Annotated in this window: 23 protein-coding genes; 7 read left to right on the forward strand and 16 right to left on the reverse strand. The window is 69.8% G+C overall.

What is annotated here, in order from left to right:
- The first annotated feature begins 257 nt into the window (after nt 1-257).
- Nucleotides 258-791: a DUF1062 domain-containing protein gene (locus tag AB0L65_RS43050; RefSeq protein ID WP_364258388.1), complete on the forward strand. Its 534-nt coding sequence runs from the start codon at nt 258-260 to the stop codon at nt 789-791.
- 129 nt (nt 792-920) lie between these two features.
- Here AB0L65_RS43050 and AB0L65_RS43055 read toward each other — a convergent pair whose 3' ends face one another.
- Complete coding sequence (locus AB0L65_RS43055; RefSeq protein WP_364258391.1) at nt 921-1,295, reverse strand: VOC family protein; 375 nt, start codon at nt 1,293-1,295, stop codon at nt 921-923.
- A gap of 351 nt (nt 1,296-1,646) precedes the next feature.
- On the opposite strand from AB0L65_RS43055, the gene rox reads away from it, so the two are divergent.
- Entirely contained in the window at nt 1,647-3,071 is a 1,425-nt protein-coding gene (gene rox / locus AB0L65_RS43060; protein WP_364258456.1) for a rifampin monooxygenase, read from the forward strand.
- 64 nt (nt 3,072-3,135) lie between these two features.
- Here rox and AB0L65_RS43065 read toward each other — a convergent pair whose 3' ends face one another.
- The 6 genes from AB0L65_RS43065 to AB0L65_RS43090 all read right to left on the reverse strand — a co-directional run bounded on the left by AB0L65_RS43065 (nt 3,136) and on the right by AB0L65_RS43090 (nt 8,695).
- Nucleotides 3,136-4,014, reverse strand: coding sequence for a metallophosphoesterase (locus AB0L65_RS43065; RefSeq protein ID WP_364258394.1), 879 nt, complete (start codon nt 4,012-4,014; stop codon nt 3,136-3,138).
- Between the two features lie 335 nt (nt 4,015-4,349).
- Nucleotides 4,350-5,075 (reverse strand): hypothetical protein, encoded by a 726-nt coding sequence (locus AB0L65_RS43070; protein WP_364258397.1) that lies wholly within the window; start codon nt 5,073-5,075, stop codon nt 4,350-4,352.
- Entirely contained in the window at nt 5,066-6,508 is a 1,443-nt protein-coding gene (locus tag AB0L65_RS43075; RefSeq protein ID WP_364258400.1) for a hypothetical protein, read from the reverse strand. The genes AB0L65_RS43070 and AB0L65_RS43075 overlap by 10 nt, the downstream gene beginning before the upstream one ends.
- On the reverse strand, nt 6,505-7,341 hold the full coding sequence (locus tag AB0L65_RS43080; protein ID WP_364258403.1) for an ABC transporter ATP-binding protein: 837 nt from the start codon (nt 7,339-7,341) through the stop codon (nt 6,505-6,507). The genes AB0L65_RS43075 and AB0L65_RS43080 overlap by 4 nt, the downstream gene beginning before the upstream one ends.
- Nucleotides 7,338-8,126, reverse strand: coding sequence for a zf-HC2 domain-containing protein (locus tag AB0L65_RS43085; protein WP_364258406.1), 789 nt, complete (start codon nt 8,124-8,126; stop codon nt 7,338-7,340). The genes AB0L65_RS43080 and AB0L65_RS43085 overlap by 4 nt, the downstream gene beginning before the upstream one ends.
- Nucleotides 8,123-8,695, reverse strand: a complete 573-nt coding sequence (locus AB0L65_RS43090; protein WP_364258409.1) for an RNA polymerase sigma factor — start codon at nt 8,693-8,695, stop codon at nt 8,123-8,125. Before AB0L65_RS43090 ends, AB0L65_RS43085 begins: the two co-directional genes overlap by 4 nt.
- A 265-nt stretch (nt 8,696-8,960) precedes the next feature.
- Between AB0L65_RS43090 and AB0L65_RS43095 the strand changes: the two genes are divergently transcribed.
- Nucleotides 8,961-9,668, forward strand: coding sequence for an SDR family oxidoreductase (locus AB0L65_RS43095; RefSeq protein ID WP_364258412.1), 708 nt, complete (start codon nt 8,961-8,963; stop codon nt 9,666-9,668).
- A gap of 14 nt (nt 9,669-9,682) precedes the next feature.
- A complete protein-coding gene (locus tag AB0L65_RS43100) occupies nt 9,683-10,045 on the forward strand; it encodes a nuclear transport factor 2 family protein (RefSeq protein WP_364258415.1) in 363 nt (120 codons plus the stop codon).
- A 47-nt stretch (nt 10,046-10,092) separates the two neighbouring features.
- On the opposite strand, the gene AB0L65_RS43105 is transcribed toward AB0L65_RS43100, so the two are convergent.
- Nucleotides 10,093-10,425 carry a YnfA family protein gene (locus AB0L65_RS43105; RefSeq protein WP_364258418.1) on the reverse strand — a complete coding sequence of 111 codons (333 nt, stop codon included), beginning with the start codon at nt 10,423-10,425 and terminating at the stop codon, nt 10,093-10,095.
- Nucleotides 10,426-10,492: 67 nt separating this feature from the next.
- Between AB0L65_RS43105 and AB0L65_RS43110 the strand changes: the two genes are divergently transcribed.
- The 3 genes from AB0L65_RS43110 (at nt 10,493) to AB0L65_RS43120 (ending at nt 14,489) form a co-directional block, all read left to right on the forward strand.
- Nucleotides 10,493-11,149 (forward strand): DUF402 domain-containing protein, encoded by a 657-nt coding sequence (locus AB0L65_RS43110; protein WP_364258420.1) that lies wholly within the window; start codon nt 10,493-10,495, stop codon nt 11,147-11,149.
- Nucleotides 11,150-11,295: 146 nt separating this feature from the next.
- Nucleotides 11,296-13,032: an NAD-dependent malic enzyme gene (locus AB0L65_RS43115; protein WP_364258423.1), complete on the forward strand. Its 1,737-nt coding sequence runs from the start codon at nt 11,296-11,298 to the stop codon at nt 13,030-13,032.
- A complete protein-coding gene (locus AB0L65_RS43120) occupies nt 13,029-14,489 on the forward strand; it encodes a class II fumarate hydratase (protein ID WP_364258426.1) in 1,461 nt (486 codons plus the stop codon). Before AB0L65_RS43115 ends, AB0L65_RS43120 begins: the two co-directional genes overlap by 4 nt.
- A gap of 35 nt (nt 14,490-14,524) precedes the next feature.
- Here AB0L65_RS43120 and AB0L65_RS43125 read toward each other — a convergent pair whose 3' ends face one another.
- From AB0L65_RS43125 to AB0L65_RS43160, 8 genes are all read right to left on the reverse strand, one after another.
- Nucleotides 14,525-15,325: a MerR family transcriptional regulator gene (locus AB0L65_RS43125; RefSeq protein ID WP_364258428.1), complete on the reverse strand. Its 801-nt coding sequence runs from the start codon at nt 15,323-15,325 to the stop codon at nt 14,525-14,527.
- 39 nt (nt 15,326-15,364) lie between these two features.
- A complete protein-coding gene (locus AB0L65_RS43130) occupies nt 15,365-16,159 on the reverse strand; it encodes an ABC transporter permease (RefSeq protein ID WP_364258431.1) in 795 nt (264 codons plus the stop codon).
- Nucleotides 16,156-17,103, reverse strand: coding sequence for an ATP-binding cassette domain-containing protein (locus AB0L65_RS43135; protein WP_364258434.1), 948 nt, complete (start codon nt 17,101-17,103; stop codon nt 16,156-16,158). Before AB0L65_RS43135 ends, AB0L65_RS43130 begins: the two co-directional genes overlap by 4 nt.
- Nucleotides 17,104-17,208: 105 nt before the next feature.
- Nucleotides 17,209-17,460 carry a helix-turn-helix transcriptional regulator gene (locus AB0L65_RS43140; protein ID WP_364258436.1) on the reverse strand — a complete coding sequence of 84 codons (252 nt, stop codon included), beginning with the start codon at nt 17,458-17,460 and terminating at the stop codon, nt 17,209-17,211.
- 77 nt (nt 17,461-17,537) lie between these two features.
- Nucleotides 17,538-18,542 (reverse strand): tyrosine-type recombinase/integrase, encoded by a 1,005-nt coding sequence (locus AB0L65_RS43145; protein WP_364258439.1) that lies wholly within the window; start codon nt 18,540-18,542, stop codon nt 17,538-17,540.
- Nucleotides 18,543-18,664: 122 nt separating this feature from the next.
- A complete protein-coding gene (locus AB0L65_RS43150) occupies nt 18,665-20,263 on the reverse strand; it encodes a UDP-N-acetylglucosamine 1-carboxyvinyltransferase (protein ID WP_364258442.1) in 1,599 nt (532 codons plus the stop codon).
- Complete coding sequence (locus AB0L65_RS43155; RefSeq protein WP_364258445.1) at nt 20,211-21,914, reverse strand: enoyl-CoA hydratase-related protein; 1,704 nt, start codon at nt 21,912-21,914, stop codon at nt 20,211-20,213. The genes AB0L65_RS43150 and AB0L65_RS43155 overlap by 53 nt, the downstream gene beginning before the upstream one ends.
- A 517-nt stretch (nt 21,915-22,431) precedes the next feature.
- Nucleotides 22,432-22,719 (reverse strand): hypothetical protein, encoded by a 288-nt coding sequence (locus AB0L65_RS43160; RefSeq protein ID WP_364258447.1) that lies wholly within the window; start codon nt 22,717-22,719, stop codon nt 22,432-22,434.
- Nucleotides 22,720-22,889: the final 170 nt, after the last annotated feature.

The raw sequence follows: 22,889 nt of genomic DNA on the forward strand, positions 1-22,889 counted from the left end.
ATCGGCAGGAGACAAAAATCGATTGTGGCGCTCGCCGTTGATCCAGTAGCGTGCGGCCGGCACTATCGGATTCGTCGTGGGGACTGTCGCGTGACGCCGCCTGCTCTCGCTGCCTGACATCTTCTTCTGCGCTTTCTCACCGACCTCGTGGTCGGTCTCGCCGGGCTGCTCCGCACCGCTGAGCCGCACCGGCCACTCAGCGTTCTGTGTCAGGTCTTAGAGAGATCATGTCTTCACCATCCCATAGAGATCATTTCGTGCTGCCCTGGACCGTCCGGAGGACTCGGCTGCCGCTGCTCACCATGCGCTGCCTGGACTGCCGGGCGGAGGCGGCCACCGTCGGCGAGGGCAGGTTCCGGATCAACGCCAACGGCAAGCTGCTTGACGTGTGGCTGCTCGTCCGTTGCGTCGGCTGCGACCGGACCTCGAAGATCACCGTCCATGAGCGGGTGCCGGTCCGATCGCTGGATCCGGCCAGGCTCTGCGCCTTCGAGGACAACGATCGGGCGCTCGTCGCTCACGCGCTCCTGGACCCCGCGGTCGCGCGGCGCAACCGGTTCACCCTCGATTGGCGTGGCGCGTGGCAGCTGGAGTCATCGGCCGTCGAGACGGCATGGCCGTACCGGGTGGACGTCAGTTTCCTCGATCCCGTGCCCGTCCGCCCGGAGCGGCTGATCGCCCAGGGACTCGGGCTCAGCAGGGGCGAGGTCGGGCGCCGGATCAAGGGCGACCTCCCCCTCAACCGCACAACGACCGCAGACTTCTCCTTCGTCGTCATGCCCGCTGAATAGGGCCGGGAGAAGTGGTGGGTGGGACTGAGGCGACGATCGGACGGTGTGGCGACCGCCTCAGTCCCGCTCCACCGGCACCATGTACGTCGTTCCCGGTGTCCACAGCCGGGCACAAACCCAGCCGGAGGCTCAGCTCAGGCGGGTTCGCAGGAGGCAGAACTCGTTGCCTTCGGGGTCGAGCAGGACATGCCAGGACTCCTGGCCGGTCTGGCCGATGTCGGCCGGGCGCGCCCCGAGCTTCAGGAGGCGTTCGAGTTCGGCGTCCTGATCGCGGTCGGTGGCGTTGACGTCGAAGTGCAGCCGCGGCCTGCCCGCATTGAGCTCGGTGGCGGGGCTGAAGACCAGAGTCGGCTGCAATCCGCCGAACCCTTCCCGTGGTCCGATCTCCACCGCGCCGTCGTCGGTGTCGTCGAGCACGATGAAGTCCAGCACCTCGCACCAGAAGGCCGCCAGCCGTTGCGGGTCCCGGCAATTGATGATCAGTTCGGAAATACGACAAGCCATGATCGGCACCTTACGGGGCATCAACCGCCCGCCGCCAATCCTGGACAGGAGGATCGGTGGCGGGAAAAGGATTGGACGGGATGATGCTCGGGCTTGTAGCTTGCAGCTGTCCGTGACACCGCCCGAGGAGGTGAGACCCATGAACGCTGTATCGATGTGGGTGCTCCCCCTTCCCGTCACGGCCGGGCGATTGACGTAGGTGTCGCCGGGAGCGCCTCGCCACCAAGGCACTCCCGAAAGGCAACACCTGTGCACTCTGAGTTCTCCGCCGAGCCGCCGTCGAACGACCGGGTCGAGCGCGACGTCCCCGGACTCCGATCCCCAGCCTCCGGCGCCGATCGCGCGCCCCTCCTGTACGACGTGATCATTGCCGGATGCGGGCCGACCGGCGCGATGCTGGCCGCCGAACTACGGCTGCACGACGTACGGGTCCTCGTTGTGGAGAAGGAAACCGAGCCCAAGTCGTTCGTCCGCATCGTCGGTCTGCATATTCGCAGTCTCGAGCTGATGGCCATGCGCGGACTGCTGGATCGCATTCTCCAACACGGAAGACAGCGCCCGGCCGCCGGTTTCTTCGCCGCCATCAACAAACCCGCGCCCAAGGGCCTGGATTCCGCGCACGCCTATCTGCTGGGCATCCCGCAACCGGTCATCGAACATCTTCTCGAAGAACATGCGATCGGCCTGGGTGCGCAGGTCCGGCGCGGTTGCGCGGTCGCCGGTTTCGAGCAGGACGACGAGGGTGTGACCGTCGAACTGGCCGACGGGGAACAGCTGCGTTCGCGCTATCTCATCGGCTGTGACGGCGGGCGCAGCACGGTGCGCAAACTGCTCGGCGTCGGCTTCCCCGGCGAGCCCTCGCGGACCGAGACGCTGATGGGCGAGATGGAAGTGGGCGTGCCGCAGGAGGAGATCACCGCCAAGGTGACCGACATCGGCGCGACCCATCAGCCGTTCTGGCTCCGGCCCTTCGGCAAGGGAATCTACAGCGTCGTGGTCCCCGCCGCGGGAGTCAGCGACCGCGCGGAACCGCCCACCCTCGAGGATTTCAAACAACAGCTGCGCACCATCGCCGGAACCGATTTCGGCGTGCACTCCCCGCGCTGGTTGTCCCGCTTCGGGGATGCCACCCGGCTGGCCGAACGTTATCGGGTCGGGCGGGTGCTGCTGGCCGGCGATGCGGCACACATCCATCCACCCACCGGCGGACAGGGCCTCAACCTGGGCGTTCAGGACGCATTCAACCTCGGCTGGAAGCTGGCCGCACAGATCCGCGGCTGGGCGCCGGACACACTGCTGGACACCTATCAGGCCGAACGTCATCCGGTCGCCGAGGACGTGCTGGACAACACCCGCGCCCAGATGGAACTGCTGTCCGCCGAACCGGGCCCGCGGGCCGTGCGCAGGCTGCTCACCGAGTTGATGGACTTCGAGGAGGTGAACCGCCATCTGATCGAGAAGATCACCGCGATCGGCATCCGCTACGACTTCGGCGCAGGCCCCGACCTGCTCGGCCGCCGCCTGCGCGACCTCGACGTGAAACAGGGCCGGCTCTACGGTCTGCTGCATCGCGGCCGCGGCCTGCTGCTGGACCGCACCGAACGCCTGACCGTCGGCGGCTGGTCGGACCGGGTCGATCACCTCGCGGATCCCACTGCGGCCCTGGATGTTGCGTGCGTCCTGCTACGCCCCGACGGCCACGTCGCCTGGATCGGCGACGATCAGCAGGACCTGGACGACCATCTCTCCCGCTGGTTCGGCGAGCCCGCCGGCTGATGTCGCCTGAGCAACCGGAAATGAATGCGAGCGAGGCTTCGGCGGCGTAACAGGCCGAAGGCCGTCAGCGGGTGGCGGCGAGGAGTCCGGCGAGGTCGACTGCGTCACCTTTGACGTCGGCCAGCCACTCGTCCTGGATGTACTCGAAGCCGCCGGTCTCGGTGTCGAGCAGGCCGATGCTCCCGGCCGTCACCCGCTGTTCGGGATTGCCGGGCTCCGGCTCCCACCTGGTGTTCTTGGGCTGTACGAGCTGGGCGAGCGCGTAGGAGGTGGTGCGGCCGTAGTGGCGTGGGCCGTTGGGGTGGTGGTAGTGGCCGCTGATGTGCAGGCGCGGCTGCAGGTGTTCGATGAGCCGGGTCAGCTTCGCCGAGCCCTGCACGTTCCCGCGCCTGTCGAGTGACATCCCGTACGGGCCGTCGTGGGTGACCAGGACGTCCACGCCACCCGGTTCGACGGCAGTCAGCCGCGCGTAAGCGCTCTCGTCCAGATCCATCTTCCCGGGAGCCTCGATCAGCCCCAGGAACGCCACCCGCTGCCCGGCGACCTCGACCACGTTTCCGCAGGCGACATGGCGGTAGGCGCCGAGCGGGTCCACCTGCACGACCTCGGCGGCCGCCGCGTCGTGCAAGGAGGCCAGCCAGTCGTGATCCTCGTGGTTGCCGCTGACGAACAGCACTGACGGGACCTGCCCGAGGGCCAGGCGCACGCCTTCGGCGAGCGACGGCGACGGATCGAGCAGGCGGAAGAAGTCCCCCTGGGCGGGATGGTCCCGCCAGAAGCGGCGGCTGGAGGCGTCGAACCGCTCGACCGACGGGTACGCGCCCAGATCTCCGACCTGGATCACGGCGTCGAGCCGGATCCCGCGACGATTCTGGAGCAGTACCGCAGCGCCCAGCGCGTGCAGCACACAACCGTGGACATCACCCACAAAAGCGATCTTCATCGCCTGTCGACCTTTCGCGAAGAGCCATTCGGACATGGCCCGGCACCGGTCGAGCGGCGCAACGATGCGGTGTCAACCACCGGCCCTGGACCGGTGACTCACATCCCAGCGCTCCACCGCCATCTCGACGACCGAACCGGGTCGAGCATCGCACCCACGCGGAAGACCGGTCAAGTCGAGCCCTGTGCCGAAGAGGTGGCGGTGACCTCGCATCGTGGTAATCACCAGAGCTGAGCAGGATGCGCGGGACGTGCTCGGCGCCGGCGGGCCGCTGGACCGGGTTCATGGCGAGCAGGTGAGTGATGACAGGTGGGGGCGGGCGATCGCGCCTTGGGTCAGCGTCGCAGGTCGCGCCCCGCGATGGTCAGCCAGAGGTACGGCAGGGGCAGCATCGCCAGCCAGAACAGGTGTGCCTGATCCCAGTACCCGAACCCGCAGGTCGGGGGCCAGAGCCGGACCTGCTCGGGGAGCAGGATGGTCCCCAGTACCATCGCCAGCTGGACCACCACGGCGGCCATGGCGGCCTGCCGTCCGGGTGCGAACCGCACGGCGGTCGCCGCGGCCGCCAGCGCGATGCCGAGGCAGACGCCTGCCTCGATGAGCAGGTCGCCGACCGGGAACAGGGCGCCCTCCGGCAGGCGGGTCAAGAGAGAGGAGAAGGCGGCCAGCCAGATCGCGATCGCGGCGCCGCCGGGCAGCAGGCAGCGCAGCGCCTGCCGGACCCATCGGGGGACCGCGGCGGCGCCGAGGTCGGCGGACATGGCGTCGACCAGCCCGAAGGCCGCCGCCGCACCGAGCAGGGTGCCACAGACGCGCATGAGCACGAGCGCGTCGCCCCCGGCCAGCGCCTGCCCGTACTCCACCAGGCTCACCAGCCCGGTGGTGAAGGCGGCGACCACCACCAGAGGCCCCCAGTCGATGGCCCGAGCGAGGGGGCGCACCAGCAGGAGCGCCACCCGCCAGCGGTACGGCGGCGGGGCAGGGACGGCCGTGCCGGCGGAGGAGGCCTGGGGGCGTGCGGGCAGTGTTACAGGCGGCGTTACAGGCGGCGTTACAGGCATGGCGTGGCTCCCGTCGGCGCGTTGAACGTGCGTTCCAGCCCGAGCAGCGGCAGGGCCTGGTCGATCGTGGTGGTGGACTTGACGAGCGTGCCCCAGTTGGCCTGGACCTTCTCGCGGGCCCCGGGGGAGGCCAGCAGCAGCTTGGCGTAACCGATCTCGGCCTGGCCCCAGTCCAGACCGGACAGGCGTCCCAGATTACGGTCGACATGGAGCTGCCGCCGGGCCTCGGGAGGGGAGACCTGGCCGATGAGCCACAGCGCCACCACCGTGCGGGCCTGACCGCGCACGTCACACAGTGCGGCGCGCCGGGAGGGGCTGAAGTGCCTGGCGGCCGAGTCGTACAGCCCGGCCCCCCAGAAGGCCACGTCCTCGGCCAGCATCCTGCGCTGGTCGAGATGCCCCCAGCTCATCGACGCACGGATCACGCCGGAATCGTCGGCGAAGCTCCAGTTCGGGCTCATCTGCCGCACCTGGGGCGCTCGGGCCCGCCGCGCGGCGGGCAGCGCCGCCACGACCGGCCGGACCGCCTGTTCCCACAGCGGGATCCACGGTTCGTAGCCCCGAAAGGCACAATAGGTCAGGCCCTGCCGCTCCGTGCAGCGGTAGGCATGCGGGCCGAAGTAGCGCTCCCGCACGCGGGAGTCCACATGGCCGACGGTCAGCTCCACGTTGGTGGGGAACTCGGTCGGTGGCCGGGTGGACGCAGCGGTGGCCCCCGATGGCACCGCGGCAGCCAGCGCCGCCACCGCAGCCGCGGCGGGTAGCGGCCGTACCCGATGTCTGAGCAGCGCGATCCCGCCGAAGAACGCCGCGACGGCGAGCACGTACACCAGGTGGGCCGCCGACGGGCGGTCGGGCCAGTCCGGCTGGTGGACCTGCATCACCGGCAGCAGCCAGCGGGCCTGCCCGTTCGTCGGGTTCATGTAGATGAGGAAACCGAGCACGGCGACCACCAGTGGTCCGGCGATCAGCCACGGTGACCAGCGGCCGACGGCCACGCCCAGGGTCGCGGCGAGGACCGCGGCGGCCACCGCCGTCAGCGGCTCCCACACGTCCAACCGGCCCCCGGCGGGGCCGCTCAACAGCCGGATCGCCAGGTAGCCGCCCATGGCCACGGCCGCCGCGAGCCCCGCGACCAGCGGGGTGGCCAGCAGCAGGGCCCGCGTTCGGTGCTCGGCCCGCCCGGGCAGGCCCGCGAGGCTCTCGGGCATGCCGTGCCGCCCGTCGCGTGAGGCGGCCAGACTCGCCACGACCAGGACCGCCGCGGCCAGGCAGGTGGCCAGCCCGGTGGCGTTGACCGGGTCCATCGTGAGGTCGGGCTGCTGGTCCCCGCTGAGGGACGTCTGCAGAGCCGGCACCAGGACGGTCGCACCCCACACGAGCGGATGCCGCACCAGCCTGCGCGCCTCGAACAGGAACAACCGCCGCGTCACGCCGCCTCCCCGAGCAGCATGAGGTAGCCGTCCTCGACGCCGGGCGCCGCCGCCTCCGCGGCCGGCGGGGGCGTGCCGAGTGTGCGGTAGCGGCCGTCGGCCGTCCGCCAGAACAGCTGCGTGGTGGCGGGCGGCGCGTCCGACAGCCACACCCGGCCGTCCGCCACGGCCGCGAGCCGGCCGGGGGTGCCGTCGAAGAGCGCCCGGCCGTCCCGCATGACCACCACCCGTTCGCACAGCGCGGCGACGTCCTCGATCTGGTGCGTGGACAGCACGACGGTACGGCTCTGGCCGAGCCGCGAGACCAGCGCCCGGAACATCATCCGCTGTTCCGGGTCCAGGCCCACGGTCGGCTCGTCGAGAATGAGCAGGTCCGGCTCGCCCAGCAGGGCCTGGGCCAGGGCGAGCCGCTGGCGCATGCCGCCCGACAGCTTGCGCACCTTGGTCTTGGCCTGGTCGGTGAGGTTCACCTCGGCCAGTACCCGGCGCACCTCGGCGTGCCGGTGCCCGCGGTCGGTCAGCTCTTTGAGGATCGCCACGTAGTCCACGAGGTCAAAGGCGGTGAAGTGCGGGTAGGAGCCGGGGTTTTGCGGCAGGTAGCCGAGCCTGCGCCGCAGCGCGGTGCGCTGCACGCGGTCGGCCGGGTTCAGGCCGAAGGCGTCCACTGTGCCGCGGTCGGGGGCGAGGGTGGTGGCCAGGCAGCGCAGCAGGGTGGTCTTGCCGGCGCCGTTCGGGCCGAGCAGGCCGGTCACGCCGGTGCCGAGCGTCAGGTCGAGGCCGTCGAGCGCCCTTTTGGTGGCGTAGGTCTTGGTCAGTTGCTTGATCTGGATCATCTGGTGCTCACTCGGTAGAGGCGGTAGGTCAGCAGGAGGGCGGCCACGCCGTACCCGATCTGCGGGACGGGACCGAAGGCGGCGAGCCAGTCGCCGACGAGGCGGCCCGTGCCGACGATGGCCAGCCACACCCCGCCCACGGCGAGGGCGGCGATCGGCACGGGCAGCCGACTCGACAGGGCCAGGCAGCCTGCGGCGGCGGCGAGCGCGGGCAGCAGCCAGGCGGCGGCCAGCCCGGGCGGCGCCGGCAGCAGCGGCGAGGCGAGCCCTGCCAGCACGACCGACACCGCCAGCACCGCCGTGGCCCGGGTCAGCAGCAGCCGCGACCCCGACATCGGGGTGGCGGCCACCCATTCGTGGGCGGGATCGACGCGCGGCCCGTAGGCGAGGGCGATGCCCGCCAGCGGCAGCACCGGCGCGGCGATCAGGAAAGCGGGCAGCAGTTCGGCCTGCTCGCGCGCGGCCAGCACTGCGAACGCCAGCACCGCCACCACCGCGGTCAGCCAGGCCCGGCTCAGCGTCGGCGTCGCCGACAGCAGCCTGGCCAGGTGGTCAGGCACCCCGCCGTGGCGCAGGAACCGCTCCGGCAGGCTCAGGCGCGGCGTGATCAGCTCGGCCTCCAGCCGCGCCCAGGACGCCTCCAGCCAGTCCTTCTCATACGGCACCGCCGCCCGGCAGCCGGCGCAACGGCCGAGATGCGCATCCACGGACATGGCCTGCGCCGGTTCGAGCGTGCCTTCGAGGTAGCGCTCACGCAGATCGTCGGGGATGTGCCAGCTACTCATGACAGCTCCTCGCGCAACCGGGCCCTGGCCCGCATCGCGCGGGTCTTGACCGTGCCTTCCGGGATGCCCAGGAGACCGGCGGCCTCCTTGGTGGTGAGGCCGTCAAGGACGGTCGCCTCGATGACGGCGCGCAGTTCGGGGGAGAGCCTGGTCAGGGCGGTGCCGAGATCGCCATGCTCCACGTTCAGCAGCACCACGTCCTCGGCCGAGGCGATCGGCGAGCTTTCGCCTGGTTCGATGCCGGAGCCGATCCAGCGTGAGCCGCGGCCGCGCAGGGCGGAGATCAGGCGGCGGATGGCGATCGTCCACAACCAGCCGGCCGGGTTGTCGCCGCGGAAGCCGCCCGCCGAGCGCCACACGGCCAGAAAGGTCTCCTGCAGCGCGTCGTCGACGGCGTCCGCGTCGGCGCAGCGGCGGGCCAGCCGGGCGCGCAGCCAGGGGGCGTGGCGCTGGTGAAGGATGCGCAGGGCGACGGTGCTCCGGGCGGCGACGGCGGTGATGAGGTCGGCGTCGTCGCTTTCCGCGGTGACGTCCGGGGCCGCGCGCCGCCGGAAGGGAAACGGTCTCACGGTGTATCTATCGCACGGCCCGTAGGCGCCGGTTCTCTCAGGCCGGCCTTTTCGCGATTCGGCCCGTGCACCCGCACCACGCCGATCGCGACCACCGGCGTGCACTGGGAGTCCGGGCCTCTCAGGTGCGAGGAAACACGTCCCGGCGCAAGCCCTCCTGACCTTTGACTTCGCCTCGCCCGGACCCTTACGTTCTAATAGTTGACCGGTCGGCTAGTTATGGCGGCTGGTCGCGGTATCCCACCCCATCCCGGAGAAGGTCATCATGAGCACCCAGAAGGTCGCAGTCATCACCGGCGGCTCGCAAGGCATCGGCGCCCACCTCCTCGACGCCTACCGCAAGCTCGGCTACGCCGTCGTCGCCACCTCCCGCACCATCACCCCCTCCAACGACGCCGACGTCCTGACCGTCCAGGGCGACATCGCCGACCCCGTCACCGCCGAACGTGTCATCAGCGCCGGCGTGGAGCGGTTCGGCCGCATCGACACCCTGGTCAACAACGCCGGAATCTTCGTCGCCAAGCCCTTCACCGACTACACCCAGGGCGACTACGCCGCCGTGATCGGCGTGAACCTCGCCGGCTTCTTCCGCATCACCCAGCTGGCCGTCGAGCGGATGCTCACCCAGGGCGGCGGCCACATCGTCAACGTCACCACGAGCCTGGTCGACAACGCCGACGCCCGGGTCCCCTCCGTCCTGGCCTCGCTGACCAAGGGCGGACTGCAGTCCGCCACCAAGTCCCTCGCCATCGAGTACGCCACTCGCGGCATCCGCGTCAACGCCGTCTCGCCCGGCACCATCAAGACGCCCATGCACCCCGAGGCCACCCATGAGATCCTCGCCGGCCTGCACCCGGTCGGCCGGATGGGGGAGCCGGGCGACATCGTGGACGCGGTGACCTACCTGGAGAACGCCCCGTTCGTCACCGGCGAGATCCTCCACGTCGACGGCGGCATGAGCGCCGGCCACTGAGGGAGAACAGCGCTATGACAGACACCGAAACGATCCTGCGTGGCGTGCTCGACCGGTGGAAGGCAGGCGTCGACGGCCACCAGCCGGATCGGGTCGCGTCGGTGTTCACCGAGGACGCGATCTTCCAGGGGCTTCGCCCCTACAGCGTGGGACGGCAGGGAGTCGCCGACTACTACGCATCCCAGCCTGCCGGCCTGTCGGCCGCGTACCACGTCCTGGAAAGCCGGCGCCTGTGCGACGACATCGTGCTCGGCTACCTGAGCGTCGACTTCTCGTTCACCGACCGGCCCACGGTCAGCGTCAACCTCCTCGTCCTGCTGAAGCGCTCGCAGGCCGATTGGCTCATCAGCCACTACCAGGTCTCCCGCCTCGGCTGAGACCGGCCTCACGGGTCCGGGCGCGGCGACGCGCCCGCCCGGACCCGTCAGCCCCGGGGCGCGTACATGATCACCAGGACGCCCACCAGGCACAGCAGCGCCCCCACGATGTCCCACCGATCCGGCCGGAACCCGTCGGCCACCACACCCCACAGCAGCGACCCCGCCACGAACACCCCGCCGTACGCGGCCAGAATCCGCCCGAAATGCGCATCCGGCTGCAACGTGGCCACGAACCCGTACAGGCCCAGCGCGATCACCCCCGCGCCCGCCCACACCAGCCCACGCTGCTCCCGCACCCCCTGCCACACCAGCCACGCCCCGCCGATCTCGAACAGGGCGGCCAACACGAACAACACCAGCGAACGCACCACACTCATGCCCGCCATTGCACCAGCCCCCACCCGCGCCACGCACACGCGGGCTCATCCGGGCATGATCGAACGCATGACAGCCGACGGGAACACCCGCTTCGACGAGGGCGCCACGGCGGTACGCCGCCACGTCTGGAACGGCAAGGTGTGGACGGCCGCGCCGTACCGGGTCCTCCAGGACACCGACGAGTACTTCGTGGTGGCGGGCTGGCCGGGGCTGAAGAGCCTCGCCTCGACCACCTGGATCACCTCCTTCCTCAACGGCGGCAGCCGCCGCGAGCAGACGATCGACGAGCTGGCCTCGGGCCGGTGGGAGCTCGGCTGGTGGACCTGGCGGGGCACCGTCGTGCGCAGCTGGTACGGCATCGACAAACACTTCACCGTCCGCCAGTTCTTCGACGCCGACCACCGGCCACTGACCTGGTACATCGACTTCGACCTGCCCAAACAGCGCACCCGCCTGGGCATCGACACCTTCGACCTGCTGCTCGACCTGATCGTCGAACCCGACCTGTCCCGGCACCGGTGGAAGGACGAAGACGAATATCGGCACGGCAGACGGCTCGGGCTCATCGACGACCGGGTGCACCGGCACGTCACCGCGGCCCGCGAGGAGGTCGTCGGACTCGTCGAGACCCGGCGGGGCCCCTTCGCCTGCGACTGGTCACCCCCGGCCCACGAGCTGTGGCGGACGCCGACGCTCCCCGGCGACGCCCTCGAGATCCTCTGAGAGCCCAGGCATGGTGCGGTCCATAATGGGTCATTTGCCGACATAGGGGATGGTCCTGACTTCGGCGCGGCATCCACCCCCGTGGCAGGGGAAGGGCAGAAAGGGGATGGCAGCCTTCGTCCCAGATGCTCAGGAGGGGGACGACCATGTCACCGGGCAAGAGGAAGCCGGACCTGCCGAGCCCGATGTTCGCCGAGCAGCCGGACGGGAGCTTCGTGACGTCCCTGCGCGGGCTCGCGGTGCTGCGGGAGCCGCTGCTGAACAAGGGCACGGCCTTCTCCCCGCAGGAGCGGGCCGAGCTGGGACTGCAGGGCCTGCTCCCACCGGCGGTCGAGACGCTGGAGGAGCAGGTACGCCGCACGTACGTGCAGTACGGGCGGCAGCAGACGAACCTGCTCAAGAACGTCTACCTGGAAGCGCTGCGCGACCGCAACGAAGTGCTCTACTACCGGCTGCTGAGCGACCACCTGCGCGAGATGCTGCCCATCGTCTACGACCCCACGGTGGCCGAGGCGATCCGCACCTACAGCCACGAGTACCGCCGCCCGCGAGGGGTGTACCTGTCGATCGACGACGTGGACGGGATCGAGCGGGCGTTCCAGAGCCTCCAGCTGGGCCCGGACGACGTCGATCTCATCGTGGCCTCCGACGCCGAGGAGATCCTGGGCATCGGCGACTGGGGAGTGGGCGGCGGGGCCGGCATCGCGGCCGGCAAACTGGCCGTCTACACCGCCGCCGCGGGCATCGACCCCGCCCGCGTCATCCCGGTCGCCCTCGACGTCGGCACCGACAACGAGGCACTCCTGAACGACCCCACCTACATCGGCAACCGGCACTCGCGCGTGCGGGGACAGCGCTACGACGACTTCATCGACGCCTACGTCACCACGGCCACCCGGATGTTCCCCGGCGCCCTGCTGCACTGGGAGGACTTCGGCCCCTCCAACGCCCGGCGGATCCTGGAGAAGTACACCGAGCGCATCTGCACCTTCAACGACGACATGCAGGGCACCGGCGCCATCGTGCTGGCCGCCATGCTCGGCGCCGTCCGCGTATCCGCGACGCCGATGCGCGACCAGCGGATCGTGATCTTCGGCGCCGGAACCGCCGGCATCGGCAACGCCGACCAGCTGCGCGACGCGATGATCCGCGACGGCCTGGACCACGACACCGCCACCCGGCGGATCTGGCCCATCGACAAGCAGGGCCTGCTCATCGACGACATGACCGGCCTGCGCGACTACCAGCAGCCCTACGCCCGCCCCCGCGACGAGGTCGCCGGCTGGTCCCGGGACGAGCACGGCATCTCGCTGGCCGAGGTCGTCCGGCGGGTCAAGCCGACCATGCTGCTGGGCACCTCCACCGCCCACGGCGCGTTCACCGAGGAGATCGTGCGCTCGATGGCCGCGCAGGTCGAGCGGCCGATCATCTTCCCGATCTCCAACCCGACCGAACGCATCGAGGCGATGCCCGCCGACCTGATCCGCTGGACCGGCGGCCGCGCCCTGATCGCCACCGGCATCCCGGTCGAGCCGATCACCCACAAGACCGTCACCTACGTCATCGCCCAGGCCAACAACGCCCTGCTGTATCCAGGGCTGGGGCTGGGCGTGGTGGTCTCGCGAGCCCGCCGGGTCAGCTCCGGCATGCTGCAGGCGGCCGCCGAAGCCGTCGCCGGCATGGTCGACGTCTCGGCCAAGGGCGCCTCGCTGCTGCCCCAGGTGGACAATCTGCGCGAGGTCTCGGCCACGGTGGCCGTGGCCGTCGCCAACCGGGCGGCCGAGGAGCACCTGGCCCGCACCACGCTGCGCGACACGGTGCAACAGGTCCACGACGCGATGTGGCAGCCGGCCTACCGCGCCGTCCGCGGGAACGGCCGATGAGCACGCCGCGCGTCCGGGACGTGCCCATCGGGCTGCACGAGACCGGCACCCGCACGGAAAGCGACTCGCTCGGAGAGATCGAGGTCCCGGCCGGACACTACTGGGGCGCCCAGACCCAACGGTCGCTGATCCACTTCGACATCGGCGACGACCGCATGCCCAAAGCCGTCTACCACGCCTACGGCTACATCAAGAAGGCCGCCGCGATCGTCAACGCCCGCGCGGGCCGCCTGCCCCAGTGGCAGGCCGACCTGATCAGCCGCGTCGCCGACGAGGTCATCCGCGGCGACCTGGACGGCGAGTTCCCGCTGTACGTGTGGCAGACCGGCTCGGGCACCCAGTCCAACATGAACGTCAACGAGGTGATCTCCAACCGGGCGATCCAGCTCGTCGGCGGGCGGCTGGGCAGCAAGGACCCGATCCACCCGAACGATCACGTGAACATGGGCCAGTCCTCCAACGACACCTTCATCACCGCCATGCACATCGCCGCCGCCGAGGCCGTCGACGACCACGTGCTGCCCGCCGCCGCCAGACTGCGCGACAGCGCCGAGACCAAAAGCCGTGAATGGGCGCACGTGGTCAAGATCGGGCGCACCCATCTGGAAGACGCCACCCCGCTGACCGTCGGCCAGGAATGGTCCGGCTACGCCGCCCAGCTCGGCGACGCCATCGACCACCTCCAACGCACCCGTACCGGCCTGTACCGGCTGGCCGTCGGCGGCACCGCGGTCGGCACCGGGCTGAACGCCCCGCCGGAGTTCGGCGAACAGGTGACCGCGCGGATCGCCGAGCTCACCGGGCGGCCCTTCGTCAGCGCGCCCAACAAATTCGCCGCCCAGGCCTCCTGCGACGACCTGGTACGCGCCTCGGCGGCGCTGCGCACCCTGACCGTGCCGCTGTTCAAGTTCGCCAACGACCTGCGCTGGCTGGGCTCCGGACCCCGTACCGGCCTGCGCGAGCTGATCCTGCCGGCCAACGAGCCGGGCTCGTCGATCATGCCGGGCAAGGTCAACCCGACCCAGGCCGAAGCCATGCTGATGGTCGCCATCCAGGTGGCGGGCAACGACACCGCCGTCTCGATGGCCGGCGGCGAGGGCAACTTCGAGCTGAACGCCTTCCGCCCCGTCATCATCAGGAACGTGCTGCACTCCGCGCGCATCCTGGCCGACATGATGGACCACTTCCGCACCTACCTGGTCGAAGGGGCCCGGCTGAACACCGAGACGCTGCACCACAACATCGAACACTCGATCATGATGGTGACCGCGCTCAGCCCCGTCGTCGGCTACGACCGGGCCGCCCGTATCGCCCACCACGCCCTCGACAAGGGCCTGCCGCTCAAGGAAGCGGCGCTCCAATGCGGCATCTCCGCGGACCTCTACGACAAGATCGTCGATCCCGAACGCCTCACCCGGCCCGGCGTACCCAGCCCTGACGGCGGCACCCGGCGCTGAAGAACGACACCTTCGGCCGGGTGCCCGGCTCGCCGTCACCGGGAACGCCGCCCCGCCCGGGGCGGTGCGTCCACGCGCTCGAGCCGGGTCCAGCCCGTCCAGCCGCGCTCCTTCAGCAGCTCGATCAGCCGGCGGGCCGGCGGCGCCGAATCGAACGCCAGATCGTCCATCAACTGGACGAACGGCGGCTCGACACCCGCCACGTCCACGTAGTCCTCACCCTGCTCCTCGGCCATCCGCGTGATGTAGGAGGCCAGCTCGTCGGCCAGCTCGGCCAGCCTCGGGTCCCCGGCGCTCCAGTCCAGCGCCCGGCCCAGGGTGAGGTAGAAGTCGACGAGCTGCGGGTCGGCGAGCTGCTCCCGCTTGCGCGCCACCCACTCCGCCACCCGCTCGGGGGAGTGCGCCGCCAGCGGGATCCAGCCGTCACGCTCGACCTCCACGATCCGCTCGTCCACCCCGAGCGCCCGCAGCCGGTCGAGAAACTCCACCACCTCCGGCGGCAGCACCAGCTGGTCCCCGGCGGCGAGCCGGGCGATCCGCTCCCGCAGCCGCTGCCGCTGCCGGATCTCCGCCCGCAGCCGCCGGTCGATGTCCGCGACCGCCGCGGCGAACTCCTCCTCATCGGCCCGCAGCAGCTCCCGCACCCGCCCCAGCGGCACCCCGGCCCCGGCGAGCGTCCGGATCTTGATCAGCTCGACCACGGCGCTCGCGCCGTACCGGCGATAGCCGGAATGGTCCCGCTCCGGCTCCGGCAGCAACCCCTTGGCGTGATAGTGCCGCACCGCGCGCACCGTCACCCCGGCATACGACGCCAGCTCGCCGATGGTCAGCATCATCCCAGTCTCCCAGCGCCCGGTCTCCTAGTGCGCAGTCTCCTAGTGCGCGGCGCGGGTCCGGTAGAGGCGCCGCGACCACGCATACCCGGCCGACCCGATCACCGCGCACCAGCCCACGGCCCACAGCACGTCCGGCCCCGCCGGCGACCCGGCCAGCAGGCCGCGGAAGGCGTCCATGATCGGCGTGAACGGCTGATGCTCGGCGAACCACCGCAACCCCGACGGCATCGACGCGACCGGTACGAACCCGCTGCCCACGAACGGCAGCAACACGAAGATCATCGGCAGGTTGCTCGCGGTCTCCGGGTCCGGACTGGCCAGCCCCAGCGCCACGGCGAACCACGTCATCGCCAACGACACCAGCGCCAGCAGAGCGGCCAGGCCCGACCACTGCAGCACCGACGCGCCGCTGTCCAGACCGATCAGGAACGCCACCCCCACGACCACCACGAGCGCGAACGCCGTCTGGATCATCGCACCCAGCACATGACCGGTGAGCACCGAGACCTTGGCGATGGCCATCGTCCGGAACCGGTCGATGATCCCGTTCGTCATGTCGGTGGCCACCAGGACCGCCGTCCCGATGGACACGCTCGCCACCGTCATCATCAAGATCCCGGGCGTGATGAACGTCAGATAGTCGCCGCGACCCCCCGCCGCCGCTCCCGGCAGGCCGGCGCCCATGGTGCCGCCGAACACGTAGACGAACAGCAGCAGGAACAGCAGCGGCTGGCCGACCAGCATCAGCGTCATCGACGGGTAGCGGGCCATGCGCCTCAGGTTGCGCCGCAGCATGGTCGCCGAGTCACGGACGGCGTAGGTGACGCCGCTCATGCCGGCACCTCCTCGGCGGCGGGACGGCCGGTGAGGGCCAGGAACACGTCGTCCAGATCCGGGGTCCGCACGGCCAGCCCGGTGACCGCGCCGTCGTCGCCGATCCCGTCCAGCAGCCGCCGCAGCGCCGCGAGACTGCCGTCATGCGGCACGGTCACGGTGAGCGCCCCGGCGTCCGGGACCGCTCCGGGCAACCGGCGCGCCAGCTCCGCCACCCGCTCACCGTCGGCGACCTGCAGCTCGACGTGACCACCGGGGACCAGCCGCTTCAACTCGGCCGCGCTGCCCTCGGCGACCAGCCGGCCCCCGTCCAGCACCCCGATCCGATCGGCCAGCTGGTCGGCCTCCTCCAGGTACTGGGTGGTGAGGAAGACGGTGACCCCGCCGGCCACCAGCTCCCGCACGATGCCCCACAGGTCACGGCGGCTACGCGGGTCCAGACCGGTGGTCGGCTCGTCCAGAAAGATCAGCCGCGGCCCCGCCACCAGGGTCATCGCCAGGTCCAGCCGCCGCTTCATGCCGCCCGAGTACGTCACCGCGCGCCGGTCGGCGGCACCCACCAGATCGAACCGCTCCAGCAACCGCCCCACCACGCTCTCGGCCCGCCGCCGGTCCAGATGGCCCAGATCGGCCATCAGCCGCAGATTCTCCCGCCCGGTCAGCAACTCCTCCACGGCCGAGAACTGCCCCGTCACCCCGATCGACGCGCGCACCCGCTCGGCCTCGCGGCGCACGTCGTACCCGGCCACCCGGGCCTGCCCGGCATCAGCGGGCAGCAACGTGGACAGGATCCGCACCGTGGTGGTCTTACCGGCCCCGTTGGGGCCGAGCAGGGCATAGACGGTGCCCGCGGGAACGCTCAGGTCGACTCCGGCGATCACCTCGAGATCGCCGTACGCCTTGCGCAGCCCGGCCACCTCGATCGCACTGGTTTCCTTGGTCATGCCGACCATGGTGAGAGATTGACCCTGCGTCAGGGTCAAACCGCCGCCGCAGGCATGCGGGCACGGCAGGGCAGAGCCCCACCATCGTCCCGGCCGGACGGCAGGTCAGGTGGCGGCAGGAGTGGAGCGCGTGGCCAGGTGATCGAGCGAAATGCCGAGCACATCAGCCAGCGCGGCGATCGTGAAGAACGCAGGCGTGGCGATCCGGCCGGTCTCGATCTTGCGAAGGGTCTCGGCCGACATCCCCGCCGCAGCGGCCACCTCGACGATGCTGCGCTCGCCACGGGCCCGGCGCAGCACCAAGCCCAGCTGCTCGCCACGCAGCCGCTCCTCGAGAGTCAGCGGAGGTCGTACCATGACACCCACTCTATACCCAGGGATACAAATACCGGGATAGTTATCCACCCCGCGGACCGGGGGAGCGCCCCCCGACCTCAGCGGCCGCGCAACAACGGATGAGCACGCATCGCCACCTCCAGCTCACCCGGCAGCTCATCCCGATACCGCCCCAACGTCGCCAGATCACTGTGCCCCAGCACCCGCCGCACCGCATCCATGTCCACCGCGTCGGCCAGCAAATGTGTCGCCGTCGTATGCCGCAACCCATGCGGCGTCACCGAACGCCGCTGATCAGGATCCACCCGCTGCTGCACCCGATCGATCACCGCCTGCACATCCCCCCGCGCCAGCCGCCGCCCCCGCCACGACAACAGCAACGCCTTCTCCGCCGCCGCCGGCCGCCCCCGCGCCAGATACTCCTGCAACACCGCCGCCACATCATCCGGCAACGGCACATCCCGCGTCCGCCCGCCCTTGCCGAAGATCCGCCAATACCGCACCCCGTCGTTGGTGAAGAAATCCTCCACATTCGCCCGCACCAACTCCGACACCCGCGGCCCCATCGTCGCCAGCAACAGCACGATCACCGCATCACGCAACTCCGTACGCTGATCACGCCGCTTGCCCTCCGGCGGGGGAACATCCCCCAACGTCCGCGCCGCCCCGATCAGCCCCTGCGCCTGCTCCCGCGTCAACGCCCGCCGCTGCGGCCGCAACCCCCCACGCTCCTTCGACGTCACCGTCGAAGCCGTCATCGGATTGATCTGCACCCAGCCCGCCAGCGTCGCATGCTTGAACAACGCCGAGATCGACCGCCGAAACCGCGCCTGAGACGACGGCGACTGCCCCCCACTCGGAGTACGCAGCCGCCCATCCGGCCGGCGGGCGAACGCCAGCAGCAGCGCATCCACATCCGCGCCCGTCAGATCGTCCAGCACCGCATCCACGCCGGCCAACTCCACCAGCGTCGCCACATCCCGCGCATACACCTCGGCCGTCGACGACGACAACGCCCCCGTCACCGTCCGCGCCCGCACCAGCTCCACATAGCGGTCACCCGCCTCCGCCACCGTCAACCGGTCGAGCTCCGCAGGCCGCACCGGCCACCCCTTCCCTCGCGCACGACGAACCAAGCACGACGGTAGCGACCGGCACCGACAGAAACACCGCCCCCCGGCGGGCGCCTCCACACAGGCAGAGGCGCACGCCCAGGACCGACGCCCTAGATGTCGCGGAAGGTCTCGATCCGCGCCCCCAGAGCGTTCAGCCGCTCCGCCAGATCCTCATACCCGCGGTTGATCACGTACACGTTCCGCAACACCGACGTGCCCTCCGCCGCCATCATCGCCAGCAGCACCACCACCGCCGGCCGCAACGCCGGCGGGCACATCATCTCCGCGCTGCGCCACCGCGTCGGACCCTCCACCAGCACCCGATGCGGATCCAGCAGCTTCACCGACGCCCCCAGCCGCGTCAGCTCCGTCAGATAGATCGCCCGATTGTCGTAGACCCAGTCATGGATCAACGTCGAGCCCTGCGCCGAAGCCGCGATCGCCGCGAAGAACGGCACATTGTCGATGTTCAGCCCAGGGAACGGCATCGGATGGATCTTGTCGATGGGGGAGACCAGCTTCGACGGCCGCACCGTCAGATCCACCAGCCGCGTCCGACCGTTGGCCGCCGCATACTCCCGCCCCCGATCACAATCGAGGCCCATCTCCTCGAGCACCGCCAGCTCGATCTCCAGGAACTCCACCGGCACCCGGCAGATCGTCAGCTCCGACGACGTCACCACCGCCGCCGCCAGCAGGCTCATCGCCTCCACCGGATCCTCAGAGGGGGAGTAGTCGACATCCCGCTCGATCTCCGGCAGGCCGTGCACCGTCAACGTCGTCGTCCCCACCCCCTCCACGCGCACCCCGAGCTGCTCCAGGAAGAAGCACAGATCCTGCACCATGTAGTTGGAGGAGGCGTTACGGATCACCGTCACCCCGTCGTGCCGCGCCGCCGCCAGCAGCGCGTTCTCCGTCACCGTGTCACCCCGCTCGGTCAACACGATCGGCCGCGACGGCGCCGCCCCCCGATCCACCCGCGCGTGATAGAAGCCGCCCGTCGCCGTGATGTCCAGCCCGAAATGCTTCAGCGCCGACATGTGCGGCTGCACCGTACGCGTCCCCAGATCACAGCCCCCCGCATAGGGGATCTGGAACTGCTCCGTACGGTGCATCAGCGGCCCCAGGAACATGATCACGCTCCTGGTACGGCGCGCCGCCTCCGTGTCCATCGCCTCCAGCTCCAGCCGGGCCGGAGGAACGATCTCCAGATCGCTGCCCTCGTTGATCCACCGGGCCCGCACCCCGATCGAGGCCAGCACCTCCAGGATCCGGTAGACCTCCTCGATCCGCGCCACCTTGCGCAGGATCGTCCGCCCCGAATTCAGCAACGACGCGCACAACAACGCCACGCACGCGTTCTTCGACGTCTTGACATCGATGCTGCCCGACAGCCGGCGACCGCCCACCACCCGCAGATGCATCGGCCCCGCATAACCCAGCGAGACGATCTCACTGTCGAGCGCCTCACCGATCCGGGCGATCATCTCAAGACTGATGTTCTGGTTGCCGCGCTCGATCCGGTTGACCGCGCTCTGCGACGTCGCCAGAGCATCCGCCAACTGCAGCTGCGTCCAACCACGATGCTGGCGCGCATCCCGGATCAACCGGCCGATCCGTACAAGGTAATCATCTGACACAACACGAGACCATATCTCACATATGAGATGCCCCAGCCCCAGCAGACGCCGACGCGCCGGACAACCCACCAAGACGCACCAAATGCTCCGGAGTCGCCTGCGCCCGCACCTTATGCACGAACCCCCGCCGCGCCGCCCGGAACTCATGCCGATCGTCGAACATGTCCCGGCTCATCTCCGCCAGCTCCTCGGCCCGGTACGCATCCAACGGCCTACGCCGCTCATCCACTTCCCGAACCTGCCGCCGACCCGCAAGCAGCCGATCATAACCCGAATCCACCGCCAACCGCTCCGCGTACTCCAGCACCCGCCGCTCGAAGTCCAACCGCGAACCCCCCAACATCCGATCCGCCAACCCCAACTCCACCGCCTCGGCAGCACCCACCGGCAACGCCTGCCGCGTCAACCGCCGCGCCGTCTCCGCCCCCACCCGCCGCGGCAGCACATACGTCCAGAACTCACTCCCGAACAACCCCATCGTCCGATAATGCGGATTCAACACCACCGAATCCCGGATGATCACCCGGTCCGCCCCCAGACCCATCATCACCCCACCGGCACCCGCATTCCCCCCGACCGACGTCACCACCAGCTGACTCGTACACCCCACGATCTCCCGGCACACCCCGTTGATCGCATTGATGTTCATCCACGCCTCCAGCTCCGGCTGACGCGACGCCTCGATCACATTCAGATGAATACCGTTGGAGAACGTCTCCCCACCCCGCACCACCAGCACCTTCGTGTCCTGCGCCACCGCATACCGCAACGCCGACGCCAACCTCCGGCACTGATCCGACGACATCGCCCCGTTGTAGAAGTCGAAACTCACCACCCCCACACCATCACTACGGTCATACGTGATCTCGCTGTACCCCGAACGCTCCGGCGCCGAAGCCACCCGATCACCCAACGCCAACGCCGCCGGAAGCTTGATCGACCCCTCCTGCTCCAACCGCACATGCCCCACCCACACCGAACCATCACCCGTGTTCACCAGCACCGCGCCCTCACGCCGCGCCACCACCTCACCCGGCCGCCCACCCAGCTCCGGACCCCGATACACGTCGAACACCCGCACCGGCACCTCACACAACACCGACCGCCCACCAGGCGCACCATCAGCCGCCCGCACCCGCCGAACGATCTCCTCCGTCGACTCCTCCCACGAGAACTCCCGATCGGAGTGCCGCATCGCCCGCCGCAACCGGCCCCGCACCTCCGGCGACCGGTAATCCAACGGCGCCGGCACGAACGACGGATCCGCCGCCTTCGCCGCCACCTCCGCCACCAACTCCACCGCCGCATCCGCCACCGGCCCGTTGTACAACGCCGACTTACGCGGCGCCTCCGACGGCATCGCAAACGTCCGGAAACCCCAGATCGGACCCGCGTCCATCTCCTCCACCGCCTGCAACGCCGTCACCCCCCACTCGGGCTCGGCCTCCAAAATCGCCCAGTCCAGCGACGACGGCCCCCGGTCCCCAGGAGGACCCGGGTGAATGATCACCGTACGATGCGCCTGCCACAGCCGCTCAGGCACCCGCTCCTTCAAGAACGGGCAGATCACCAGATCCGGCTTGGCCAGCTCGGCCGCCTCCACCATCGCCTGCTCCGACACGGCCAGCTCGACACCGACGTCATGACCGGCCCGGCGCAGCTCCAGCCAGCAACGCTGGGTCAGGCCGTTGAACGAGGAGCACAGCAGCAAGATACGCAACGGGGGACTTCTTTCCAGGCAAGGGGAACGACACGGGTTCGGGGGCGGGGGACCGCTCAGCGGGAGGGGCGTTCCCTACGGCCCCATGCATTTAAGACAGCCCCATTTGGCCCATACATGCCTTCGATGCTGACACGAATCGTCGACTGGTGGTGACAGTTCCGGACAAAAACCCGCCCTGACCAGCCCTAATTGACCTACTTTGCCCGAAACATCCACGTGTGCTGGGAGCACGACCGTGCGTGACACCCGAACCGAAACCCCCATCCCGGAGCTCCAACCCCCGGGGGAGCGGCCCGCGCAAGGGGGCCTCGCGTGAACCCATAGCAGTCTCGCGCGCCGCACGGCCTCGACCGCGAGCGGGGGGCGCGGGCGGGCATGAGCCGGCGCGGGGACGGCCCGTCCGGGACACTTGCGCCCCTTTAAGCGCTGTTTGCTGCTTTATATCCCATACCAAACAGAATTCAGCTTCTGTTCGGTATGGGAGCAAATGTCGAGGTTGAGGGCCGGGAGGGGGTCAGAGGCGGTTGACGAAGCGGGCGGCGGCCCGCTGGCTCATGCCGGTCTCACCGCGTACGAAGAACACGGCTTCCTGGATCTGGCCGAGCGACTTGAGCTCACGAGCTTGATCAACCATGTCCATGCTGACGCCTGGCCGGTTGCGCGGGTTCCTGGTGAGCCGGGCGGCCAGGATGATCAGCCAGATGGCCAGGGCGGTGATCACGCCTGTGAGTGCGACGAGACCGGGGGTTGTGATCTCCAGGGCAGGCATGTTGAGGCGTCTGCCCGCGCTCGGACGGTTCATGCCGGTTGCTTGATAATGAACATTATGTCAAGTAGCCGCTTTCGGGAGGGGTCCGCTGCTCCCCTCGGCGGGTGGTGTCCCGTCTCAATTGAGCTGGCGCAGTCTCAGTCAACCTGACGCATTCGACAGTTTTCTCAGTTGACCTGACACAAGATCGCTATAGTGCTCCC

This window comes from Nonomuraea sp. NPDC052116, from assembly GCF_040680035.1.
In the GTDB taxonomy this organism is placed as follows: Bacteria; Actinomycetota; Actinomycetes; order Streptosporangiales; family Streptosporangiaceae; genus Nonomuraea; species Nonomuraea angiospora_A.

Excerpts from the sequence above, each read along its gene's own strand:
- AB0L65_RS43070 (WP_364258397.1), bottom strand. The coding sequence starts at position 5,075 with ATGCCTGTAACGCCGCCTGTAACGCCGCCTGTAACACTGCCCGCACGC.
- AB0L65_RS43110 (WP_364258420.1), top strand. The coding sequence starts at position 10,493 with ATGACAGCCGACGGGAACACCCGCTTCGACGAGGGCGCCACGGCGGTA.
- AB0L65_RS43055 (WP_364258391.1), bottom strand. The coding sequence starts at position 1,295 with ATGGCTTGTCGTATTTCCGAACTGATCATCAATTGCCGGGACCCGCAA.
- AB0L65_RS43125 (WP_364258428.1), bottom strand. The coding sequence starts at position 15,325 with ATGATGCTGACCATCGGCGAGCTGGCGTCGTATGCCGGGGTGACGGTG.
- AB0L65_RS43135 (WP_364258434.1), bottom strand. The coding sequence starts at position 17,103 with ATGACCAAGGAAACCAGTGCGATCGAGGTGGCCGGGCTGCGCAAGGCG.
- AB0L65_RS43140 (WP_364258436.1), bottom strand. The coding sequence starts at position 17,460 with ATGGTACGACCTCCGCTGACTCTCGAGGAGCGGCTGCGTGGCGAGCAG.
- AB0L65_RS43115 (WP_364258423.1), top strand. The coding sequence starts at position 11,296 with ATGTCACCGGGCAAGAGGAAGCCGGACCTGCCGAGCCCGATGTTCGCC.
- AB0L65_RS43100 (WP_364258415.1), top strand. The coding sequence starts at position 9,683 with ATGACAGACACCGAAACGATCCTGCGTGGCGTGCTCGACCGGTGGAAG.
- AB0L65_RS43130 (WP_364258431.1), bottom strand. The coding sequence starts at position 16,159 with ATGAGCGGCGTCACCTACGCCGTCCGTGACTCGGCGACCATGCTGCGG.
- AB0L65_RS43160 (WP_364258447.1), bottom strand. The coding sequence starts at position 22,719 with ATGAACCGTCCGAGCGCGGGCAGACGCCTCAACATGCCTGCCCTGGAG.
- AB0L65_RS43080 (WP_364258403.1), bottom strand. The coding sequence starts at position 7,341 with ATGATCCAGATCAAGCAACTGACCAAGACCTACGCCACCAAAAGGGCG.
- AB0L65_RS43085 (WP_364258406.1), bottom strand. The coding sequence starts at position 8,126 with ATGAGTAGCTGGCACATCCCCGACGATCTGCGTGAGCGCTACCTCGAA.
- AB0L65_RS43095 (WP_364258412.1), top strand. The coding sequence starts at position 8,961 with ATGAGCACCCAGAAGGTCGCAGTCATCACCGGCGGCTCGCAAGGCATC.
- AB0L65_RS43120 (WP_364258426.1), top strand. The coding sequence starts at position 13,029 with ATGAGCACGCCGCGCGTCCGGGACGTGCCCATCGGGCTGCACGAGACC.
- AB0L65_RS43065 (WP_364258394.1), bottom strand. The coding sequence starts at position 4,014 with ATGAAGATCGCTTTTGTGGGTGATGTCCACGGTTGTGTGCTGCACGCG.
- AB0L65_RS43105 (WP_364258418.1), bottom strand. The coding sequence starts at position 10,425 with ATGAGTGTGGTGCGTTCGCTGGTGTTGTTCGTGTTGGCCGCCCTGTTC.